This window comes from Heyndrickxia acidiproducens DSM 23148, assembly GCF_000374345.1.
GTDB lineage: Bacteria > Bacillota > Bacilli > Bacillales > Bacillaceae_C > Weizmannia > Weizmannia acidiproducens.
This window is the reverse complement of the sequence record NZ_KB894019.1, coordinates 13,411-29,932: the sequence shown is the minus strand read 5'-3', so window position 1 is coordinate 29,932 and position 16,522 is coordinate 13,411. Positions and strand designations below refer to the sequence as shown.

Sequence of the window (16,522 nt, the reverse complement as noted above, 5' to 3'; positions counted from 1 at the left end):
GGTCGTTCATAACCGGTATGAAAGCCCGCTCCGGAAGAAAATCCGCGCCCGCGGTCGTTCATAGGGGGCATGAACTTCATTTTGATTGAGCTTTTTACTTGCGATAGTGTTCATACGCGGAATGAACGCCATCTTGAATGCCTTTTTTTCTTGCGATAGCGTTCATGCGGGAGATGAACGCTATTATGAATGCCTTTTTTTCTTGTAATAGCGTTCATAGGGAGCATCCAGCCTATTAACGTCATTTCGAGCCTTTTTTCCCGCTTGAAATGTTCTTCATCCGCCTTATGATTCGTCATTCCGAGCGATTTTTCCGCCTGAAATGGTCTTCATCTGGCCTATGAACGACATATCTAACCATTTTCCTGCTTGATATGTTCTTCATCCTAAAATTGAATTAGTCGATTCCGGTTTTTTCTTGCGTTAAAGCGTCAGTATGTATAAAATAAAAAATATAATTTCAGTATATTCACAACTCCAGTATCTTTTTACAATTTCGAATTAGAGCCTCTTACATAGGACACGAACAAGGAGGAAAAACAATGTCAAAAGTAAAAAGTTCCAACTTAGGTTACCCCAGGATCGGAGAAAAAAGAGAATGGAAACAGGCGCTCGAACAATTTTGGTCCAATCAGCTTTCTGAAGAAGCGTTTTTAAAGCGGATAAAGGCATTACGCCTAAGTTATTTGGAAAAGCAGAAAAATAGTGGAATCGATCTCATTCCCATCGGTGATTTTAGTTTATACGATCATGTTCTGGATACTTCAATCCTATTCGGGCTTATACCCGAACGGTTTCACCATAAAAACGGCGCGGTCAGCTTAGATACATATTTCAGTATCGCCCGTGGCAAAAATGACGCGGTTGCTTCCGAGATGACAAAATGGTTCAATACCAATTACCATTACATCGTCCCGGAAATAAGCGCCGATACGAAACCTTATATTACTGAAAACCGTTTACTCAATCTTTATCTCGAAGCTAAGGAAGAGCTTAATATCGATGGTAAACCCGTTATTGTAGGACCCGTTACCTTACTAAAACTATCAAAAGGATTTGAAAAAGAAGACTTTCCGAATCTATTACGTTCCCTTATCCCACTATATATTGAAGTCTTTACTGATCTTCAAAAAGCAGGTGCAACATGGATTCAAGTCGATGAACCCATTCTTTCGACAACTCTTGAAAAAGAAGAACTCAGTTACTTCAAAGAAACGTACGAAGCTTTTCATCAAGCTGTGCCTAATTTGAATATTTTACTTCAAACATACTTTGAATCTGTTGATCACTATCAGGACGTGGTCTCACTCCCTGTCCAGGGGATTGGTCTCGATTTTGTATATGATGATGGCGCGAATCTGGAAGCACTTAGAAAATACGGATTCCCGGAAGATAAAGTACTGGCTGCCGGAATGGTGGACGGCCGGAATATTTGGCGCACCGATCTGGATGAAGCGTTCCATCAATTGAATGATCTCCTTCATTTTATTGATCAAGAGCGTCTTTGGATTCAACCATCTTGCAGTTTACAGCATGTTCCAGTCACTGTCCGCCAAGAAACCGAATTAGAGCCTGTATTAAAAAATGCGATCAGTTTTGCAGATGAAAAATTGAAAGAAGTCGTCACACTTGTAAAAGGGGCGAATGAAGGGCGTGACGCCATCCTTGATGAAATCAAACAAAGCAAAGAAGCAATACAGGCATTGAATCACTCGCAGCATCGAAATATTGATTCTGTTCGAAAAGAAATTCAATCGCTGGGAGAAGACATGCCGTCACGGCCATTGCCATTTTCCGGGCGGCAAGCCATACAAGAGAAGGAATGGCAACTTCCTCTCCTGCCAACAACAACGATTGGCAGCCTGCCGCAAACAAAAGAGATTCGTTCTGCCAGAAAAAAATGGCGCAAGGGGGAATGGACGGAAAGCCAATATGAGCAATTTATTCATCAAAATATCGAAAAATGGATTAAAATTCAGGAAGACCTGGACATCGATGTTCTCGTTCATGGGGAATTCGAACGGAATGACATGGTCGAATATTTTGGCGAAAAACTGCGCGGTTTTGCTTTTACCCGTTTTGCCTGGGTTCAATCCTATGGTTCCAGATGTGTCAAGCCGCCTATTATATTTGGCGATGTTGACCTGGAATCTCCAATGACCGTCAAAGAAAGCGCCTATGCCCAAAGTCTGACTAAACGTCCGGTTAAAGGCATGCTTACCGGCCCTGTTACGATTTATAATTGGTCATTCGTTCGAAATGATATTAGCCAATTTGACGTAAACAAACAAATTGCTCTTGCCTTGCAAAAAGAAATTCACGCCCTTGAGGAAAATCATATTCGGATGATTCAAGTGGATGAACCTGCTATTCGCGAAGGGCTGCCATTAAAAGAAGAGAAAAAACAAAAGTATCTACATGATGCGGTCTATGTTTTCCGTTTGGCAACCAGCTATGTGGAGAATAGCACCCAAATTCATACGCATATGTGTTACTCAGAATTCGATGAAATTATTGATGCCATCGATCAATTAGATGCTGACGTGATCTCAATTGAGGCTGCCAGAAGCCACGGAGAAATGATTTCCACTTTTGAAGATCATCAGTATGACAAAGGGATTGGCCTTGGTGTCTATGACATTCATAGTCCAAGAATACCAAGTGTTGAAGAAATCAAAACAAGCATTGAACGTGCTCTTCAAGTGATCAACCCCAAATTATTCTGGATTAATCCGGACTGTGGTCTGAAAACAAGAAAACCGGACGAAACCATCCCTGCGCTTAAGAATCTTGTCCAGGCGACAAAAGAAGTCAGGCAAAAGTATTTACTGTTAAATAAATAAAACTTACTTATGCGATAAATAAAAGGATATGGGGCAATTTAAGCTCTTTATCCTTTTTTCTTAATTGCTAAGCATGTACCTTCGCACTGTTCCTGTGAATGGCTTTATTTTGTCGCCATTCATCTGAGACCTCGAATGCCTGCATCCTGTCCTATTATGGACAACATGTATCTGCAATGAATTCGTCCTCCCCCGATGATAAAGTTGTTTTATGGATTTACAGAATAAGTTTTTTGGATTCTAAACAATTTTAAAAATAGATTGACATCGGAAAAGCATACTATTACTATAGGATATAAAGATTATAAGTTTTGAATTCTATCATGATTTTAGGAGGTGAACATAAGTGAAATCAGGCCAAACGATGCTAATGTGTTGTACGCAATCCGTGTGTATGTTTTTTGTATCATTTTGTACGGCGTTTATCCATTGGCATCGAACCGGCTGCGTCTCATTTCACTTAACCATCACCCCATAAAAAGTGAAAAAACATTATCCGGTTTCAATTTCATGGATCAGCACACAGCGCCGTTAAGCCCACAGAGCTTGAGGCGTTTTTTTTATAGAATGGAGGAAAGAAAATGACAAAATCCTTGTATGCAATTGGCGGCGGTCAAATGGTTGAAGCGATCCTTCGTGCGTCACTGGAAAGGCAGGCCATTTCTGTTGAAACCACACAGGTTGTCGATATCAGTCCGGAACGGGTGCGCTACTTATCGGAGACCTATCATGTCTCAACAAGCCGGGAATTTCAACCGGAACGATTAAGAAACGCTGACTTAATCTTATTGGGGGTCCGCCCGCAAGATGATTGGGCGGAAATTGCCAAGCAAATTGGGGCGAGCGGCCAAAAGAAACCGCTAATCTCGATTATCGCGGGGGTCACGATCGAGCAATTGGAAGACGCACTGGGAGTTGCCGGCTATCCGGTCGCCCGTATCATTCCGAATACACTCACAGATACCGGATTCGGCGTTTCCGGTGCATCGCTGAATGCGGCGGCGAAACAGGAAGATGTTGATGAATTTTTGAAAAGTTTTGGAAAGGTTGATTATATACCGGAGGAACAAATTGATATTTACACTGGTTATGCCATTGCAGGACCAAATTATGTCTATAATTTTTATCTGGCGTTAACCAATGCCGGTGTGCTTGGCGGTTTATCAAGAAAACAAGCCAATGAAATTGCCCTTGAGAATCTGCAGGGGGCAGCGAAAATGCTGGAGATCACCGGAAAGCATCCGTACGAATTACTGGATATCAATAACTCTGCCGGTGGTGTCGGGATTACGGCTCAGCATGAACTGGATGCCAGCCATTTTGCAGCAGGCATTCAGAACGCGGTACTCGCTGCAATCAACCGGACAACAGCATTGGGAAAGGAGAAATAAAAATGGCTGTTCTAAATTGGGACCATACGATGATCAATGTTCAAGATGTGGATCAAGCCGCCCGGTTCTTTGGAAATTACGGTATCCTGTTTTCCCGTGGAGGCCGCCACGAAAAATGGGGGACTGAAAACGCACTGGGTTATTTTGGCTTAAATTATATTGAACTGATTTCCGTTTATGATGAGGCGCGGGCAAAGAACTTTTCACGCGCAGATGCTTCTGCGGTTTATGATGCGGTTCAAGATTATGAACAAAAACAACAACGGATCAATACGATTGCGATCCGCACGTCAGACATTGAAGCGACGCATAAACGTTTGAAGAAAGCCGGAGTCAATGCCGGTGACATCGAAGTCGGTAAACGGCTCGACGAACAGGGGCAACTGATCACCTGGTCGATTTTCTTTATCAACGACACCATAGATGGTCTGCCCTATCCATTTTTTATCCAATGGCAGGGCTGCGATGAATCGCGCGAGCAAAAGCTTACGGAGCAAGGATTGATTGTTCAACATACTGCCGGGGATTTACAGGTCAGGCAGGCCATTTTCAAGGTAGCGGATCCGGAAAAGGCAGCCGGCATCTGGGGACAGCTGCTGGAAACCAGGCCGGAAAGAACGGACACCGGATACCGGATCCCATTGCACGATCGGCAATTGATTTTTGAACAAGGGCCGGAAAATCACATGGTTCAGCTGAATTTCGACGGCGCCGGTGATCAATTAAAACAACAAACAGTCGTGCTTGACCACATAAAGTTTTCATTTAAATAAGGGGGGAACCAGATAATGAAAAAATTAGACCGGATTATTATTGGAATCATCGCATTAGCCGTTGTTGTCGTTGGGGGGGCTTACTTTCTTGGCGGTTTTGGTTCAAATGAATCAGCATCTTCGGATAAACCAAGTGCCGAAAGTCCAAAGGTGATTAAAGTTGCTTATGCGACGACTAATTTCCCGATCACCTATCAAAACAACAAGAAACAGGGTGATGGTTATGATGTCGCGATCATGCGTGAAGTGGATAAACAATTGCCTCAATATAAATTCGAATATGTCGGTACAAGTGACGATGATGTTTTAATCGGTGTGAAAAGCGGCAAGTATCAAGTTGGCGTTAAAAATATTTTTTACACTGCGGATCGTGCGAAGACGTACCTCTTTCCTAAGCATTACTTTGGTGTGAGTGACTCGGGATTTGTTGTGCGCGCGAAGGATAAAGAGAAGTTCGGCGGTTTGGCCAAGCTCGCTCAGAATAACGGGAAATTGGTACCGATCGCTCCGCAAAATGGACAATATGCCGTAATCGCGGATTATAACAAGAATAATAATCCGAATATCAATTTGGGCAGTGCCGATACATTCGTTGTTTCTGATGCGCTGAAATGGGTTAACGAGGGCCGTTACGATGCATATTTCGCGATCCGTCCAATGTTTGAGGCCAATGTTGAAAAGAAAAAGGGTGCAAACGCTGATTTGAAAGGCAAGTTAACCTACGTTACTTTAGGCGGAATCAAAACGTACCCGCTGTTTAATAAGAATCAGAAGGAATTAGCTGCAGCTTATGACAAGGCGATTACAAAAATTATTGATTCCGGCAAGGCCTCAGAACTCTCCGAAAAGTATTTTGGCCAGGATAACTTTAAATTGTTGGATCAGCCGTTTAAATAATAAGAAAGTTGAGGGTTTGTAATGGAGAATATCAAATTAATCGTCAACTTCCTGGGTCAGTTATTGCCGGCCATTAACATCACCTTGATTGTATCCATCACATCGATCATTTTGGGAAGTTTGCTCGGGTTGCTGCTTGCAGCGGCAAGATTGAGCCAGTCGGTCATTTTACGGGGACTCGCCACTGTCTATGTAAGTGTCATTCGGGCAACGCCGTCAATCATCATGATTTTCGTGGTGTACTACGGCATGCCGCTCCTCTTTAATAGCTGGTTCGATACGAATATTGATGGATGGAACCGCATGTATTTTGTCATTATTGCCTTAACATTGCTGTTTTCAGCGCCGGTTTCTGAAATCATGCGTTCGGCATATGAGTCTATTTCCAAGGGGCAAATGGAGGCGGGGCTGCTCGTCGGCATGAGCCCTTTCCAGACCTTTTACCGGATTATTTTGCCGCAAGCTTTTGTCGTGGCGCTGCCTAACTTTGCGAATTCAGTGGTCAATCTTCTAAAAGAAGGGGCATTGACGTTTACAATCGGGGTCGTCGACATGGTTGCCAAGGCACAAATGATTGTCGCTAATAATTCCGGCGGCTATGCTTGGCAGACGTATTGCGCCTTAGCCTCGATCTATTGGGTTATTTCACTGGCGATTGACAAGGGCGTTTCCCTGGTTGAGAAATCATATCAGGCAAAAAGAAAAACCATTGCAGTTTAAGGGGGCCTCTTAAATGTCATTAAATACAGATTTTATGGTTCAGGTGGCCTACGCCGTAATTCATGGTGTCCCCGTTACACTGAGGATTGTTTTGGTTGCGTTACTGATCTCATTGCCGATTGGCGTCCTGTTTGCATTGATCAGGATCTATCGAATAAAGGGCCTGGAACAACTTGTGAAACTCTATGTATCCCTGGTCAGAGGAACACCGATTATTGCACAGATTCTGATTGTGTACAGTGCGTTTCCGAGTCTGTTAAATGTGATGATTGGGAAAGCAGCATTTGACATCGATCCGATTTATTATGCATATATCGTCTTTACATTGAACGGCATTGCGACCTTGACGGAAGTTTTCCGCTCAGCGCTGCAGACGGTTGACAAAGGACAGATGGAGGCAGGGCTGCTGGTCGGGATGCAGCCGCATCAAACTTTTTGGCGCATCATTCTGCCGCAGGCGTTGATTTCGGCGCTGCCCAACATTGCGAACACCACTTTGCACCTGATTAAGAACTCATCTTTGGCTTTTATCATGTCTGTTAAAGATATTACTGCGATTGCAAAAACGGAGGCAGCTTTCAACTATAACTTTCTGGAAGCCTATTTGGTGGCTTGGGTTTATTATCTGATTATCTGCTATAGTGCCGAAGTGATTTTCTACCTGCTTGAACGCTATTTCAGCAGATATCGAAGGCCAACAAAGAAAACAACCGGTTTTAACTGGCTTCCCATTCGTGCCAAGCAGCCAAAACTAACAGTGAGAACAGATTTAACGGAAAGCGAGAGGACCAATCATGCTCAAAATTGAAGGCTTAAAGAAAAGCTATGCGGGGAATGACATTCTTAAAGGAATCAGCTTCCATGTGAACAAGGGCGATGTCATTTCGATAATCGGGCCCAGTGGTTCCGGAAAGACGACGCTTTTACGGACAATTACAACATTGGAAGAGGCTGAGGGCGGGCACATCTCTTTTGCCGGAGTCGACAAAGACTTTCAGAAATTAAATGGTAAAGACATCCATACCATTCGACGCAATGTCGGATTTGTCTTTCAAAACTATAACCTTTTTAATAATAAAACAGCATTGCAGAACATTACGGAAGGCTTGATCGTGGCCCGCAAGATGAAAAAAAGCGAAGCGGAAAAGATTGCTCTGCAGGCATTGGAACGTGTCGGCCTGACGGATCGCAGGAACCACTATCCCTCGCAGCTTTCCGGCGGCCAGCAGCAGCGTGTCGGGATTGCCAGGGCGATTGCGCTGAATCCTCAGGTGATTTTCTTTGACGAGCCTACTTCAGCCTTGGACCCGGAACTTGTTGGGGAAGTCCTTAAAGTCATGCAGGATCTGGCTAATTCAGGGACGACGATGGTTGTCGTTACGCACCAAATGAATTTTGCCCGTGATGTTTCAAATCGGGTAATTTTTATGGCTGACGGTTTTATTATTGAGCAAGGATCTCCTAAAAAAATCTTTGAGAATCCTTCTGAAGAACGGACCAAGAAGTTCTTGACGGATATCTTAGCAAATGTGTGAAAAAGAAACAAGGCAGGCTGAGCAGGTCCGGCCTGCCTTTTAAATGTACAACTTAAACCATGCAAAGCGTGAACCTGGACGCAAGTTGAAAGAAGAAAATACTTTTCCGAAGTTCCAACCTCGAAAAGTCGTTCATCGTGTTTTTGAACGACTTTTCGTGTGATTTTTCCGCTTGAAATGTCGTTCATAAGGGGGATGAATGCCTGCGCCGGAAAAATATCCTTGCTCACGGGCGTTCATAGGAAGAATGAAAGACCGCGCCGGAAGAATATCCGCGCTCGCGGGCGTTCATTACGGGTATGAAAACCCGTGCCGGGAAAAAATCCGTGTTCGCGGGCGTTCATAGGAAGTATGAAAGACCGTCCCGGTAGAATATCTGCGCTCGCGGGCGTTCATAAGGGTGATGAACGACCGTATGATTCAAAAACACGTCAGCTCGGGCGTTCATTACGGGTATGAAAACCCGTGCCGGGAAAAAATCCTTGCTCACGGGCGTTCATAGGAAGAATGAAAGACCGCGCCGGAAGAATATCCGCGCTCGCGGGCGTTCATTATGGGTATGAAAACCCGTGCCGGGAAAAAATCTGTGCTCGCGGGCGTTCATTACGGGTATGAAAGACCACGCCAGTAGATAATCCGTGTTCGTGGGCGTTCATAAGAGTGATGAACGACCGTATGATTCAAAAACACGTCAGCTCGGGCGTTCATAAGGGGGATGAACACCCGTATGATTGGCATTTCCGTCAATACAGTCGTTCATCCAGCTTATGAACAATTTATTTGTTCAATTTTCCGCTTAAATTGTCGTTCATCGAAAGTGTTTTTGCTACGAATGTACTTTGCAATCGATTTTTTCAAAATACTTCAGTGCCATTTTACCGGGAGCTCAGCAATCGCCGCATAACTTACCTGAAGGCTTCCCATAGTGCTGTGTCAGAAGTTGTGATGCCCTTTGCCCCGGCTTTGATTGCTTTTTCCACTTCTTCTTGGGTGCGGATCAGGCCGCCTGCAAAAATTGGAATGCCAAGCCTGTCTTTGACTTCACTGATCATCCAGGGCGCAATTCCCGGGAGCACTTCAATATAGTCCGGTTGTGAACGTTCGATGAGTTTGTAGCTTTTTTCCAATGCGTGCGAATCAATGAGAAACATTCTTTGGATGGAGACCACGCCCTTTTGTTTGGCTTTTTGGATGACGCTCGATTTGGTGGAAATGAGCCCGTACGGTTTGAATTCCTGGCACAAGTACTCCGTCGCATAGTCATCACTTTTGATTCCCTGAATCAGATCGACATGGTAAATCATTTTTTTGCCGTGCGCTTTTGCCATCGCGGTGACATGCTTGAGTTGTGCAATATGTAGTTCCAGAAAAATTCCAATCTTGTAATCGCTCCGCAAAAACTTTTCAAATTCTTTCATATTGGATGATGCAGGCAATATTTTTTGGCCAAGTGCCATTCTCTTCTCCTCCTCTTATGCAGGATCTTTTTCAATATCTTTTTTAATAAATGAAAGCAGCCGGAACATTTCGAGCCCGAGAGCCATCAAAGTCAGCCAAACAGCGCCGAATACAAGACCCGCTGCTATTTCGCTCGGCTGCAGATGTTGGACATAGATGCCACTCACAAAGTATACGAGTAAAATAAACAGAAAAAAGAAAAACAGCATCGCAGACAGGAGAAAGTTTTTCCTGTGGCGGATCAGCATCAAAATGAAAAAGCCGTAAATTGAGATGAACAGCATCGAAGACCGGTTTGGAAAATCTGTACTGACATGCAGGTCGCTCATCATAAACCGGAACAGCCAGTTGATGCCCCTGCCAATTAAAAAGGATCCGAGCCATATCAGCCCAAAGAAGAGCAGCTCCATCCAGACTTTTCTCCGGTTAAGCACAATAATGGCGACAGTCGCAGCTGAGCAAATGCCAAGCGCTCTCCATGAGGAAAGGGAGAAAATGGCACCCATGAGTGATTTGAAATGCCCTTATCATTAGTTTACCACTCATTAGTTTACCATTTTTTGGGCATAAAAAAACGCAAAACGCTTTTTGGAAAACTATTTGTTCCGTGTGGAGCTGAGAATAAGCTGGAAATTATATTAAAGCACTTACACTACCCACTATAAATGGGTAAAAGCTCAATTGCTCATCATCAATCTGAGCAGTTGAGCTCATTTTCTAAGAAGAAATACTTCTTTTTTTACAGCTTTTCTGTGTGTTCTTTAATCGTTGAGACCATTTCTTGAAAGGTATATTTATGGTTAACAACATCGACTGTAAAATCTTGTTCCTCGTCTATTCCCATTGTCCATCTGTAATGATTTATTTTTAAAAACACAATGAGCGAGGCAAGAGCTGTTCTTTTGTTTGCATTGTGGAAGGCATGATTTTTAGCGATAGATTCAAATAGTGCTGCTGCCTTTTCATATATGGATGGATAAGCGTCATGGCCAAAAACTGATTGCTTCGGCCGGTTAATCGCAGAGTCAAGTAAACCCGGATCTTTTACTCCTGCTTGTTCTTTCGGCGAATATAGACGAATCTGTACCGTATTGATCGCGATCACTTGATTGGTTGTTAAATAAATGATGTCTTCCATCATCTATCCACTAACCCTTTAAATGCTTTGTCATGCTCCTTTATTACATCATTAAGAAACTCCATAAATTCAGCATCTATTCCATCTGGAAGATGTAGCTGATCTTTCTTTCGTAAAATGATCTTTCCATCATTTACTTCAACTTGTACGTCATCTCCTTGAGTTAATCCTGCTTGCTTTAATAACTCAGGAGGCAGCGTGATTCCGATACTATTCCCTATCTTCGTAACTTTTCTTTCAATTTGGCCCATAAATTCCACACCCTTTGTTATAACAGTTATAATGATTATAACATCATACACTCTATTCTCAATGGTTTAGTCCATTAATTTACTTTTCATGACCGCCAATACTTTTTATCTTATTCCCTCACGTATAAATTCTCCGGTACGCCGGCAAGCAGCGTGGTGGCGGGGCCATTGCTGATGAGTATCAAATGGTGCATGGCTCTTGTTCCAACGGTGTAAAGCAGGGTGCGCTCGCTGTCATCGTGATAGGTGTCAGCCGAAGCGTCGAGAACAATGACGCTGTCGAACTCAAGGCCCTTTGCCAGATAGGAAGGGATTAAGATGATGCCTTCCGGGAGTTCGCTGTATTCTTTTTCGATGAAGGTCAGCTCGAGCTGTGCGTGCAGTTTTTCATAGCTTTGCGCGCATTGTTTTCTTGATTTACCAATGATCGCAACTGTATGGCTTTCCTTGGATAATTTTTTCGCATAATCGACGATTTTAGTGATTGACTCGGATTCGCTCCCTGTAACAGACAAAACCGGGAGATTGCCGCCGCGTTCGAACCAGTCGATCTTTTCCCCGTCCTGTAAAATTTCTTTCGTAAAGCGGGTGATAGCGGATGTTGAGCGGTAGCTTTTTGTTAAATAGACGACTTGTGCTTTTTCTTCGCCGAAAATTTCATGTGCCAGTTTCATTGGCGAGTAGCCGGTTGTACCGAATATCGATTGGTTAAGGTCGCCGAGCATCGTAAATTTGCTGTATGGGAACAGGAAACGCATATAGGCCAATTGGATTGGTGTGTAATCCTGGATTTCGTCTATAAACACATACTTGATTGAGCTGCTTGTTTTTCTGCCGGTAACCAAATCAAGCAAGTACATGTACGGGACCGTGTCTTCAAATAAGAGGCTGCCTTCCCGGAAAGCAGCGCGCGTTTTTGCATCGAGTGGTCCGGCTGCATCTTGAACAAATTCCGGCACTTGTTTGAGAAAATCAAGATACTGTGCTTTTGCGTTGAAATAGCGGTACTGTTTAATGCTTTTGCGGATGGAACTGAAACGGCGGTTGACAATTTTCCTCGCCAGAAATTCCTTTTCATACGCAGAACCGCTGAAATCATCCCGATTTTTCCGGGCTTTTCTTTCGGCGTATTGATGGGCTGCTAAAAATGCGTCCTGGCCGAGCAGTTCGATTTCCTCTTCCACCCACGGCTTTTTGCGTTCCTCCTTGGCCACGCGTTCCAGTTCTTTCAGTAGTTGCTTGCTGACAAGCTGGAAACGGTTAGGCAGCGAATAGCTTTCCCCATACGCATAAAACATGGCGGCGATGTCTGATTTTGAAATAATCGTTTCGCCTTTGAAACGGATGTCGCGGAACAGCAGGCCGCTTTTCAGCAGTGTTTCAGCGTACGCTTCAATCGCCCGGAAAAAACCGAGACTGCCTTTGATCCGCGCCATTTCCCCCGCCTCTTCTTTTTCCGCACGCAGCGATGCTTCCATTTGATCGAGCAGGCTTTCGACTTTCAACGTTTTTCCAACACGGCTTTGAGCGTACTCCAGAAAAGTGGTTTGGCGCATATTGTTTTCACCGAGCTCAGGGAGTACTTTTGCCACGTAATGATTGAACAGCTGGTTGGGCGAAAATAGCACAATCTGTTCGGAATCAAGCGAGTCGCGGTACCGGTATAATAAATACGCGATTCTTTGCAAGGCGACAGATGTTTTTCCGCTGCCGGCAGCCCCCTGTACAAACAGCAGGTTGCTTTTGACATCGCGGATAATTTGATTCTGTTCTTTTTGAATGGTCGCGACGATGTTTTTCATATGGGTATTGGCGTGTGCACCGAGGATTTCCTGGAGCATTTCATCGCCGATCGACACACCGGTATCAAAGAGTGCTTCAATTTTTCCACGGCGGATTAAAAATTGCCTTTTCAAATCCATCACGCCTTCACGGATGCCGTCCGGGGCGCGGTATGAGACGGGGCCGGGGACACCGTCGTAATAAATGCTGGAAATCGGGGCGCGCCAATCATAGACAAGGTATTCGCCCTCGTCATCCAAATAAGACGAGATTCCGATATAGATCGCTTCGGAAGGTTCATCCGCTTCATGGAAATCAACGCGCGCAAAGTACGGGGAATCAATCATGCGGTTGAGTTTTTTTGCATTTTCTTCCATGTGGCCGTAGCTGCGTTCACGTTCGGCAAGAAGTTCAGCCTGCTGGCGGACGCTTGCGGAGGTTTCTACAACATCGTCCGGTTCGTCCAGGTTAACCGTTACGTCTTCCCAAAATGTGTTGCGGATTTCCTGTGCTTCGCCGCGCACCGCTTTCACTTTAGAAAGAAGCTCCTGCTTTTCTTTTTTCATTTTTTCAATCGTGTAATCAACCCGTTTTTGTTCCTGCAGCCATTGTTCATCTTGGTTCATGGTGGCACCTTCCTAACCGTAAGCAATTTATTTGACATTCAGCAATGATATTTGGTATAATATAATCGGATAAGAATATTTACATATCATTTATATGACTCCAAACTTTAGTATACCACATGAGCTGTATTTTTTCCACGGTCATTCTCTCCTGTATTCGTCTTTCCATTCTGTTGTTTGAATTCCTTTTTGTTTGCTTTTTTTGCAGAAAAAATCCAACGCTTTTATGTATTATTCCCCTCTCATGCCGCAGGAAACTTACTTAAAATCCTCTTTTAAATTAAAACCAATCCTTCTTTTAAAGCCGGCCTTAAATTTTTTCCAAGCATAAAGTTTTGTGCCCTTGTAAAAAATAACAGTACTATTGTTTGATTTTGGAGGTTCACAAGCTTATGGACAACCCTATTCTCACCATTGTTGTTCCTTGCTATAATGAGGAAGCTGTGTTGTATGAATCGGCTCAGCAATTAACCGATGCGATCTTTTCCTTGATGAAAGAGGGGCTGGTATCGCCAAAGAGCAGGATCCTTTTTGTCGATGATGGCAGCCGCGACCAAACCTGGCCAATGATTGAAGAAATTGCAAAAAAAAACCGGCTCGTAAAGGGGCTTAAGTTATCGCGTAATTTTGGGCACCAAAAAGCGCTGCTCGCCGGGCTTGAGGCAGCAAGGGACGAGTCGGACTGCGTCATCACGATCGATGCCGATTTGCAGGACGATATTACCGTGATGCGCGAGTTTGTGCAGAAATACCAGGATGGATGCGACATCGTTTATGGCGTGAGAAAAAGCAGGGAGAAAGATACTTTTTTCAAAAGGGCCACTGCCCAGGGCTATTACCGTATCATGAAGCGGCTCGGGGCTGACCTCGTTTACAATCATGCCGACTACCGATTAATGAGCAAACGCGCGCTGGATGAATTGTCCCGCTTTACGGAGCAGAATCTGTTTTTGCGTGGAGTTGTCACTTTAATTGGCTTTAAAACGGCCAAGGTTTATTATGACCGCAAAGAGCGAACAGCCGGCGAAACCAAGTATCCGCTTAAAAAAATGCTTGCCTTTGCATTTGATGGGATCACTTCTTTTAGTGTAATTCCGATCCGTTTGATTACACTTATCGGACTGTTCACTTTCCTTTCCAGCAGCATCGCCGGAATTTATGCCCTGTACGCAAAATTTTTCGGGCATGCGGATGAAGGCTGGACATCGATTATCATCTCCATCTGGCTTTTGGGCGGGTTTATGCTCACAAGTATGGGGCTGATTGGCGAATATATTGGGAAAATTTACCAGGAGGCAAAGCAGCGCCCGCGTTATACGGTGGAGCAGGATGCGCTTCAGGAGCCGGCGGGCCAGCAGGTACTGCGGACAAGCAGAGATATCGCGAAAAGGATCAACTGATTTGCTTCCGGTCCTGGTTAAAAAAATTGTGACAGCTGTGCCGCTTCGCTATTTTTTATGTTAGGGGTGGGATCATGATCACGGCGCGGGAGTCCCTTGCCAAACAAGTCGCATGGGTCAGTGTTTTGAGCAATATTGTGTTGATGGCCGGAAAAATGGCTGCCGGCTGGTTTGGCCATAGTGATGCGGTTTTTGCGGACGGGATCCATTCCGCGGCTGATGTATTCGCATCGGTGATTGTGCTGCTCGTCATTAAAGTGGCCAATCGACCGGCAGATGATGACCATCCTTACGGGCATGGCAAAGCGGAAGTCATTGTTTCCGGGATCGTTGGCATACTGCTTTTGCTTGTTGCTTTTTATGTTGTTTTTGAAGCGATAGCCGGTTTCTTCCATAAAACCGAATTGCCCTCGATCGTTACGCTGTGGGTCGCGATTTTTTCCTATGTTGCCAAGCTGCTGTTGTACCGCTACTCTTTAAAGGTCGCAAAAGCAAACAACAGTAAAGCAATTGAAGCAATCGCCTATGACCATAAAGCGGATATTGCCGCTTCGATTGCCGCTGCAGCCGGTGTAGTGCTTTCCATTATCGGGGACAGGTTTCAGCTTTCACTTTTGCTTTACGGTGATCAGCTGGCCAGTATTTTTGTCGCGTATTTGATTTTCAGGATTGCACAGCAAATTTTGGCGGAGTCTTTTAATATTTTAATGGAGAGCAATGTCGATCCGGAATTATTGGCGGAACTTGAGGACACAATCCATTCTTTTCCGGATGTCAGGCGCATCGACCGGGTCCGGGCCCGTGAGCACGGCAATTATATTCTTGTAGATATCCGCATTGCCATTGACCATGATAAAACAATTTTAGAAGGCCATAATCTCGGTAAAAAAATCAAAGCAGCACTTATGAAAAGAAATGACCATATCCAAGAAGTCTTAATTCATTTGAATCCATTTTTCAGCGAATAGTGATCGGGTGTTTGTGGTAAAGGCAAACCCAAAAGCTCTGAGGGCGGTTTTGTCTTCGTCTGCGGTATGAAGACCATTTCAGGCAGGAAAGCTTTGCGGGCGGCTTTGGACTTTTTCTGCGGTATGCCCCGGGATGAACCTATTGTAAGTGAAAAAGATAGTCAAGATGAAGTTCATTCCCCGGATGAACACTATCTCAAGTTAAAAAGACAATCAAGGTGAAGTTCATTCCCGGGATGAACGCTATCGCAAGTTAAAAAGATAGTCAGGATGAAGTTCATTCCCGGGATGAACGCTATTACAGCGAAAAAAGACATACAAAATAACGTTCATACCCCGAATGAACGCTATCTCAAGTAAAAAAAGTAGTCAAGATGAAGTTCATAACCCGGATGAACGCTATTGCAAGTAAAAAAGGTAGTCAAGATGAAGCCCATACCCGAGATGAACGCTATTACAAAGAAAAAAGACATACAAAATAACGTTCATACCCCGAATGAACGCTATTGCAAGTTAAAAAGATAATCAAGGTGAAGTTCATACCCCGGATGAACGCTATTACAGCGAAAAAAGACATACAAAATAACGTTCATACCCGAAATGAACGCTATCTCATGTAAAAAAGACAATCAAGATGAAGTTCATTCCCGGGATGAACGCTATGAGGTCCATTTCAGGTAAGTTCCGCGGGTGGTTTGGTCTCCCTTTAAAAAATGAAAGGCATCCCTGCAGCGGGTGCC

General features: G+C 44.2%; 14 protein-coding genes. 9 read left to right on the top strand and 5 right to left on the bottom strand.

The features are described 5' to 3' along the window. The first annotated feature begins 542 nt into the window (after nt 1–542). From metE to C232_RS0114640, 7 genes are all read left to right on the top strand, one after another. Nucleotides 543–2,843, top strand: a complete 2,301-nt coding sequence (metE, locus tag C232_RS0114675) for a 5-methyltetrahydropteroyltriglutamate--homocysteine S-methyltransferase (protein WP_018664906.1) — start codon at nt 543–545, stop codon at nt 2,841–2,843. A gap of 581 nt (nt 2,844–3,424) precedes the next feature. Next, nucleotides 3,425–4,234 (top strand): pyrroline-5-carboxylate reductase family protein, encoded by an 810-nt coding sequence (locus C232_RS0114665; protein ID WP_018664904.1) that lies wholly within the window; start codon nt 3,425–3,427, stop codon nt 4,232–4,234. A 2-nt stretch (nt 4,235–4,236) separates the two neighbouring features. Further along, the gene (locus C232_RS0114660; protein WP_018664903.1) at nt 4,237–5,007 is read left to right on the top strand and encodes a VOC family protein; all 771 of its coding nucleotides are present in this window, start codon (nt 4,237–4,239) and stop codon (nt 5,005–5,007) included. 15 nt (nt 5,008–5,022) lie between these two features. Continuing rightward, nucleotides 5,023–5,904 (top strand): transporter substrate-binding domain-containing protein, encoded by an 882-nt coding sequence (locus tag C232_RS0114655; RefSeq protein ID WP_018664902.1) that lies wholly within the window; start codon nt 5,023–5,025, stop codon nt 5,902–5,904. 21 nt (nt 5,905–5,925) lie between these two features. Next, a complete protein-coding gene (locus C232_RS0114650; RefSeq protein WP_018664901.1) occupies nt 5,926–6,624 on the top strand; it encodes an amino acid ABC transporter permease in 699 nt (232 codons plus the stop codon). Between the two features lie 13 nt (nt 6,625–6,637). Beyond that, nucleotides 6,638–7,432, top strand: coding sequence for an amino acid ABC transporter permease (locus tag C232_RS0114645; protein WP_018664900.1), 795 nt, complete (start codon nt 6,638–6,640; stop codon nt 7,430–7,432). After that, nucleotides 7,419–8,159, top strand: a complete 741-nt coding sequence (locus tag C232_RS0114640) for an amino acid ABC transporter ATP-binding protein (RefSeq protein ID WP_018664899.1) — start codon at nt 7,419–7,421, stop codon at nt 8,157–8,159. Before C232_RS0114645 ends, C232_RS0114640 begins: the two co-directional genes overlap by 14 nt. A gap of 905 nt (nt 8,160–9,064) precedes the next feature. Here C232_RS0114640 and C232_RS0114630 read toward each other — a convergent pair. The 5 genes from C232_RS0114630 to helD all read right to left on the bottom strand — a co-directional run bounded on the left by C232_RS0114630 (nt 9,065) and on the right by helD (nt 13,414). Then, nucleotides 9,065–9,616, bottom strand: a complete 552-nt coding sequence (locus tag C232_RS0114630) for a glycerol-3-phosphate responsive antiterminator (protein ID WP_018664897.1) — start codon at nt 9,614–9,616, stop codon at nt 9,065–9,067. Between the two features lie 15 nt (nt 9,617–9,631). Next, nucleotides 9,632–10,123 carry a hypothetical protein gene (locus C232_RS18790; protein ID WP_155891589.1) on the bottom strand — a complete coding sequence of 164 codons (492 nt, stop codon included), beginning with the start codon at nt 10,121–10,123 and terminating at the stop codon, nt 9,632–9,634. Between the two features lie 233 nt (nt 10,124–10,356). Then, the gene (locus tag C232_RS0114620; protein WP_018664895.1) at nt 10,357–10,758 is read right to left on the bottom strand and encodes a type II toxin-antitoxin system death-on-curing family toxin; all 402 of its coding nucleotides are present in this window, start codon (nt 10,756–10,758) and stop codon (nt 10,357–10,359) included. After that, on the bottom strand, nt 10,755–11,006 hold the full coding sequence (locus C232_RS0114615; protein ID WP_018664894.1) for an AbrB/MazE/SpoVT family DNA-binding domain-containing protein: 252 nt from the start codon (nt 11,004–11,006) through the stop codon (nt 10,755–10,757). The genes C232_RS0114620 and C232_RS0114615 overlap by 4 nt, the downstream gene beginning before the upstream one ends. 110 nt (nt 11,007–11,116) lie before the next feature. Then, nucleotides 11,117–13,414 (bottom strand): RNA polymerase recycling motor HelD, encoded by a 2,298-nt coding sequence (helD, locus tag C232_RS0114610; RefSeq protein ID WP_018664893.1) that lies wholly within the window; start codon nt 13,412–13,414, stop codon nt 11,117–11,119. A gap of 392 nt (nt 13,415–13,806) precedes the next feature. Between helD and C232_RS0114605 the strand changes: the two genes are divergently transcribed. Together C232_RS0114605 and C232_RS0114600 are read left to right on the top strand one after the other, a co-directional pair. Continuing rightward, the gene (locus C232_RS0114605) at nt 13,807–14,814 is read left to right on the top strand and encodes a glycosyltransferase family 2 protein (protein ID WP_018664892.1); all 1,008 of its coding nucleotides are present in this window, start codon (nt 13,807–13,809) and stop codon (nt 14,812–14,814) included. 74 nt (nt 14,815–14,888) lie between these two features. Then, the gene (locus tag C232_RS0114600) at nt 14,889–15,782 is read left to right on the top strand and encodes a cation diffusion facilitator family transporter (RefSeq protein WP_018664891.1); all 894 of its coding nucleotides are present in this window, start codon (nt 14,889–14,891) and stop codon (nt 15,780–15,782) included. Nucleotides 15,783–16,522 lie beyond the last annotated feature (740 nt).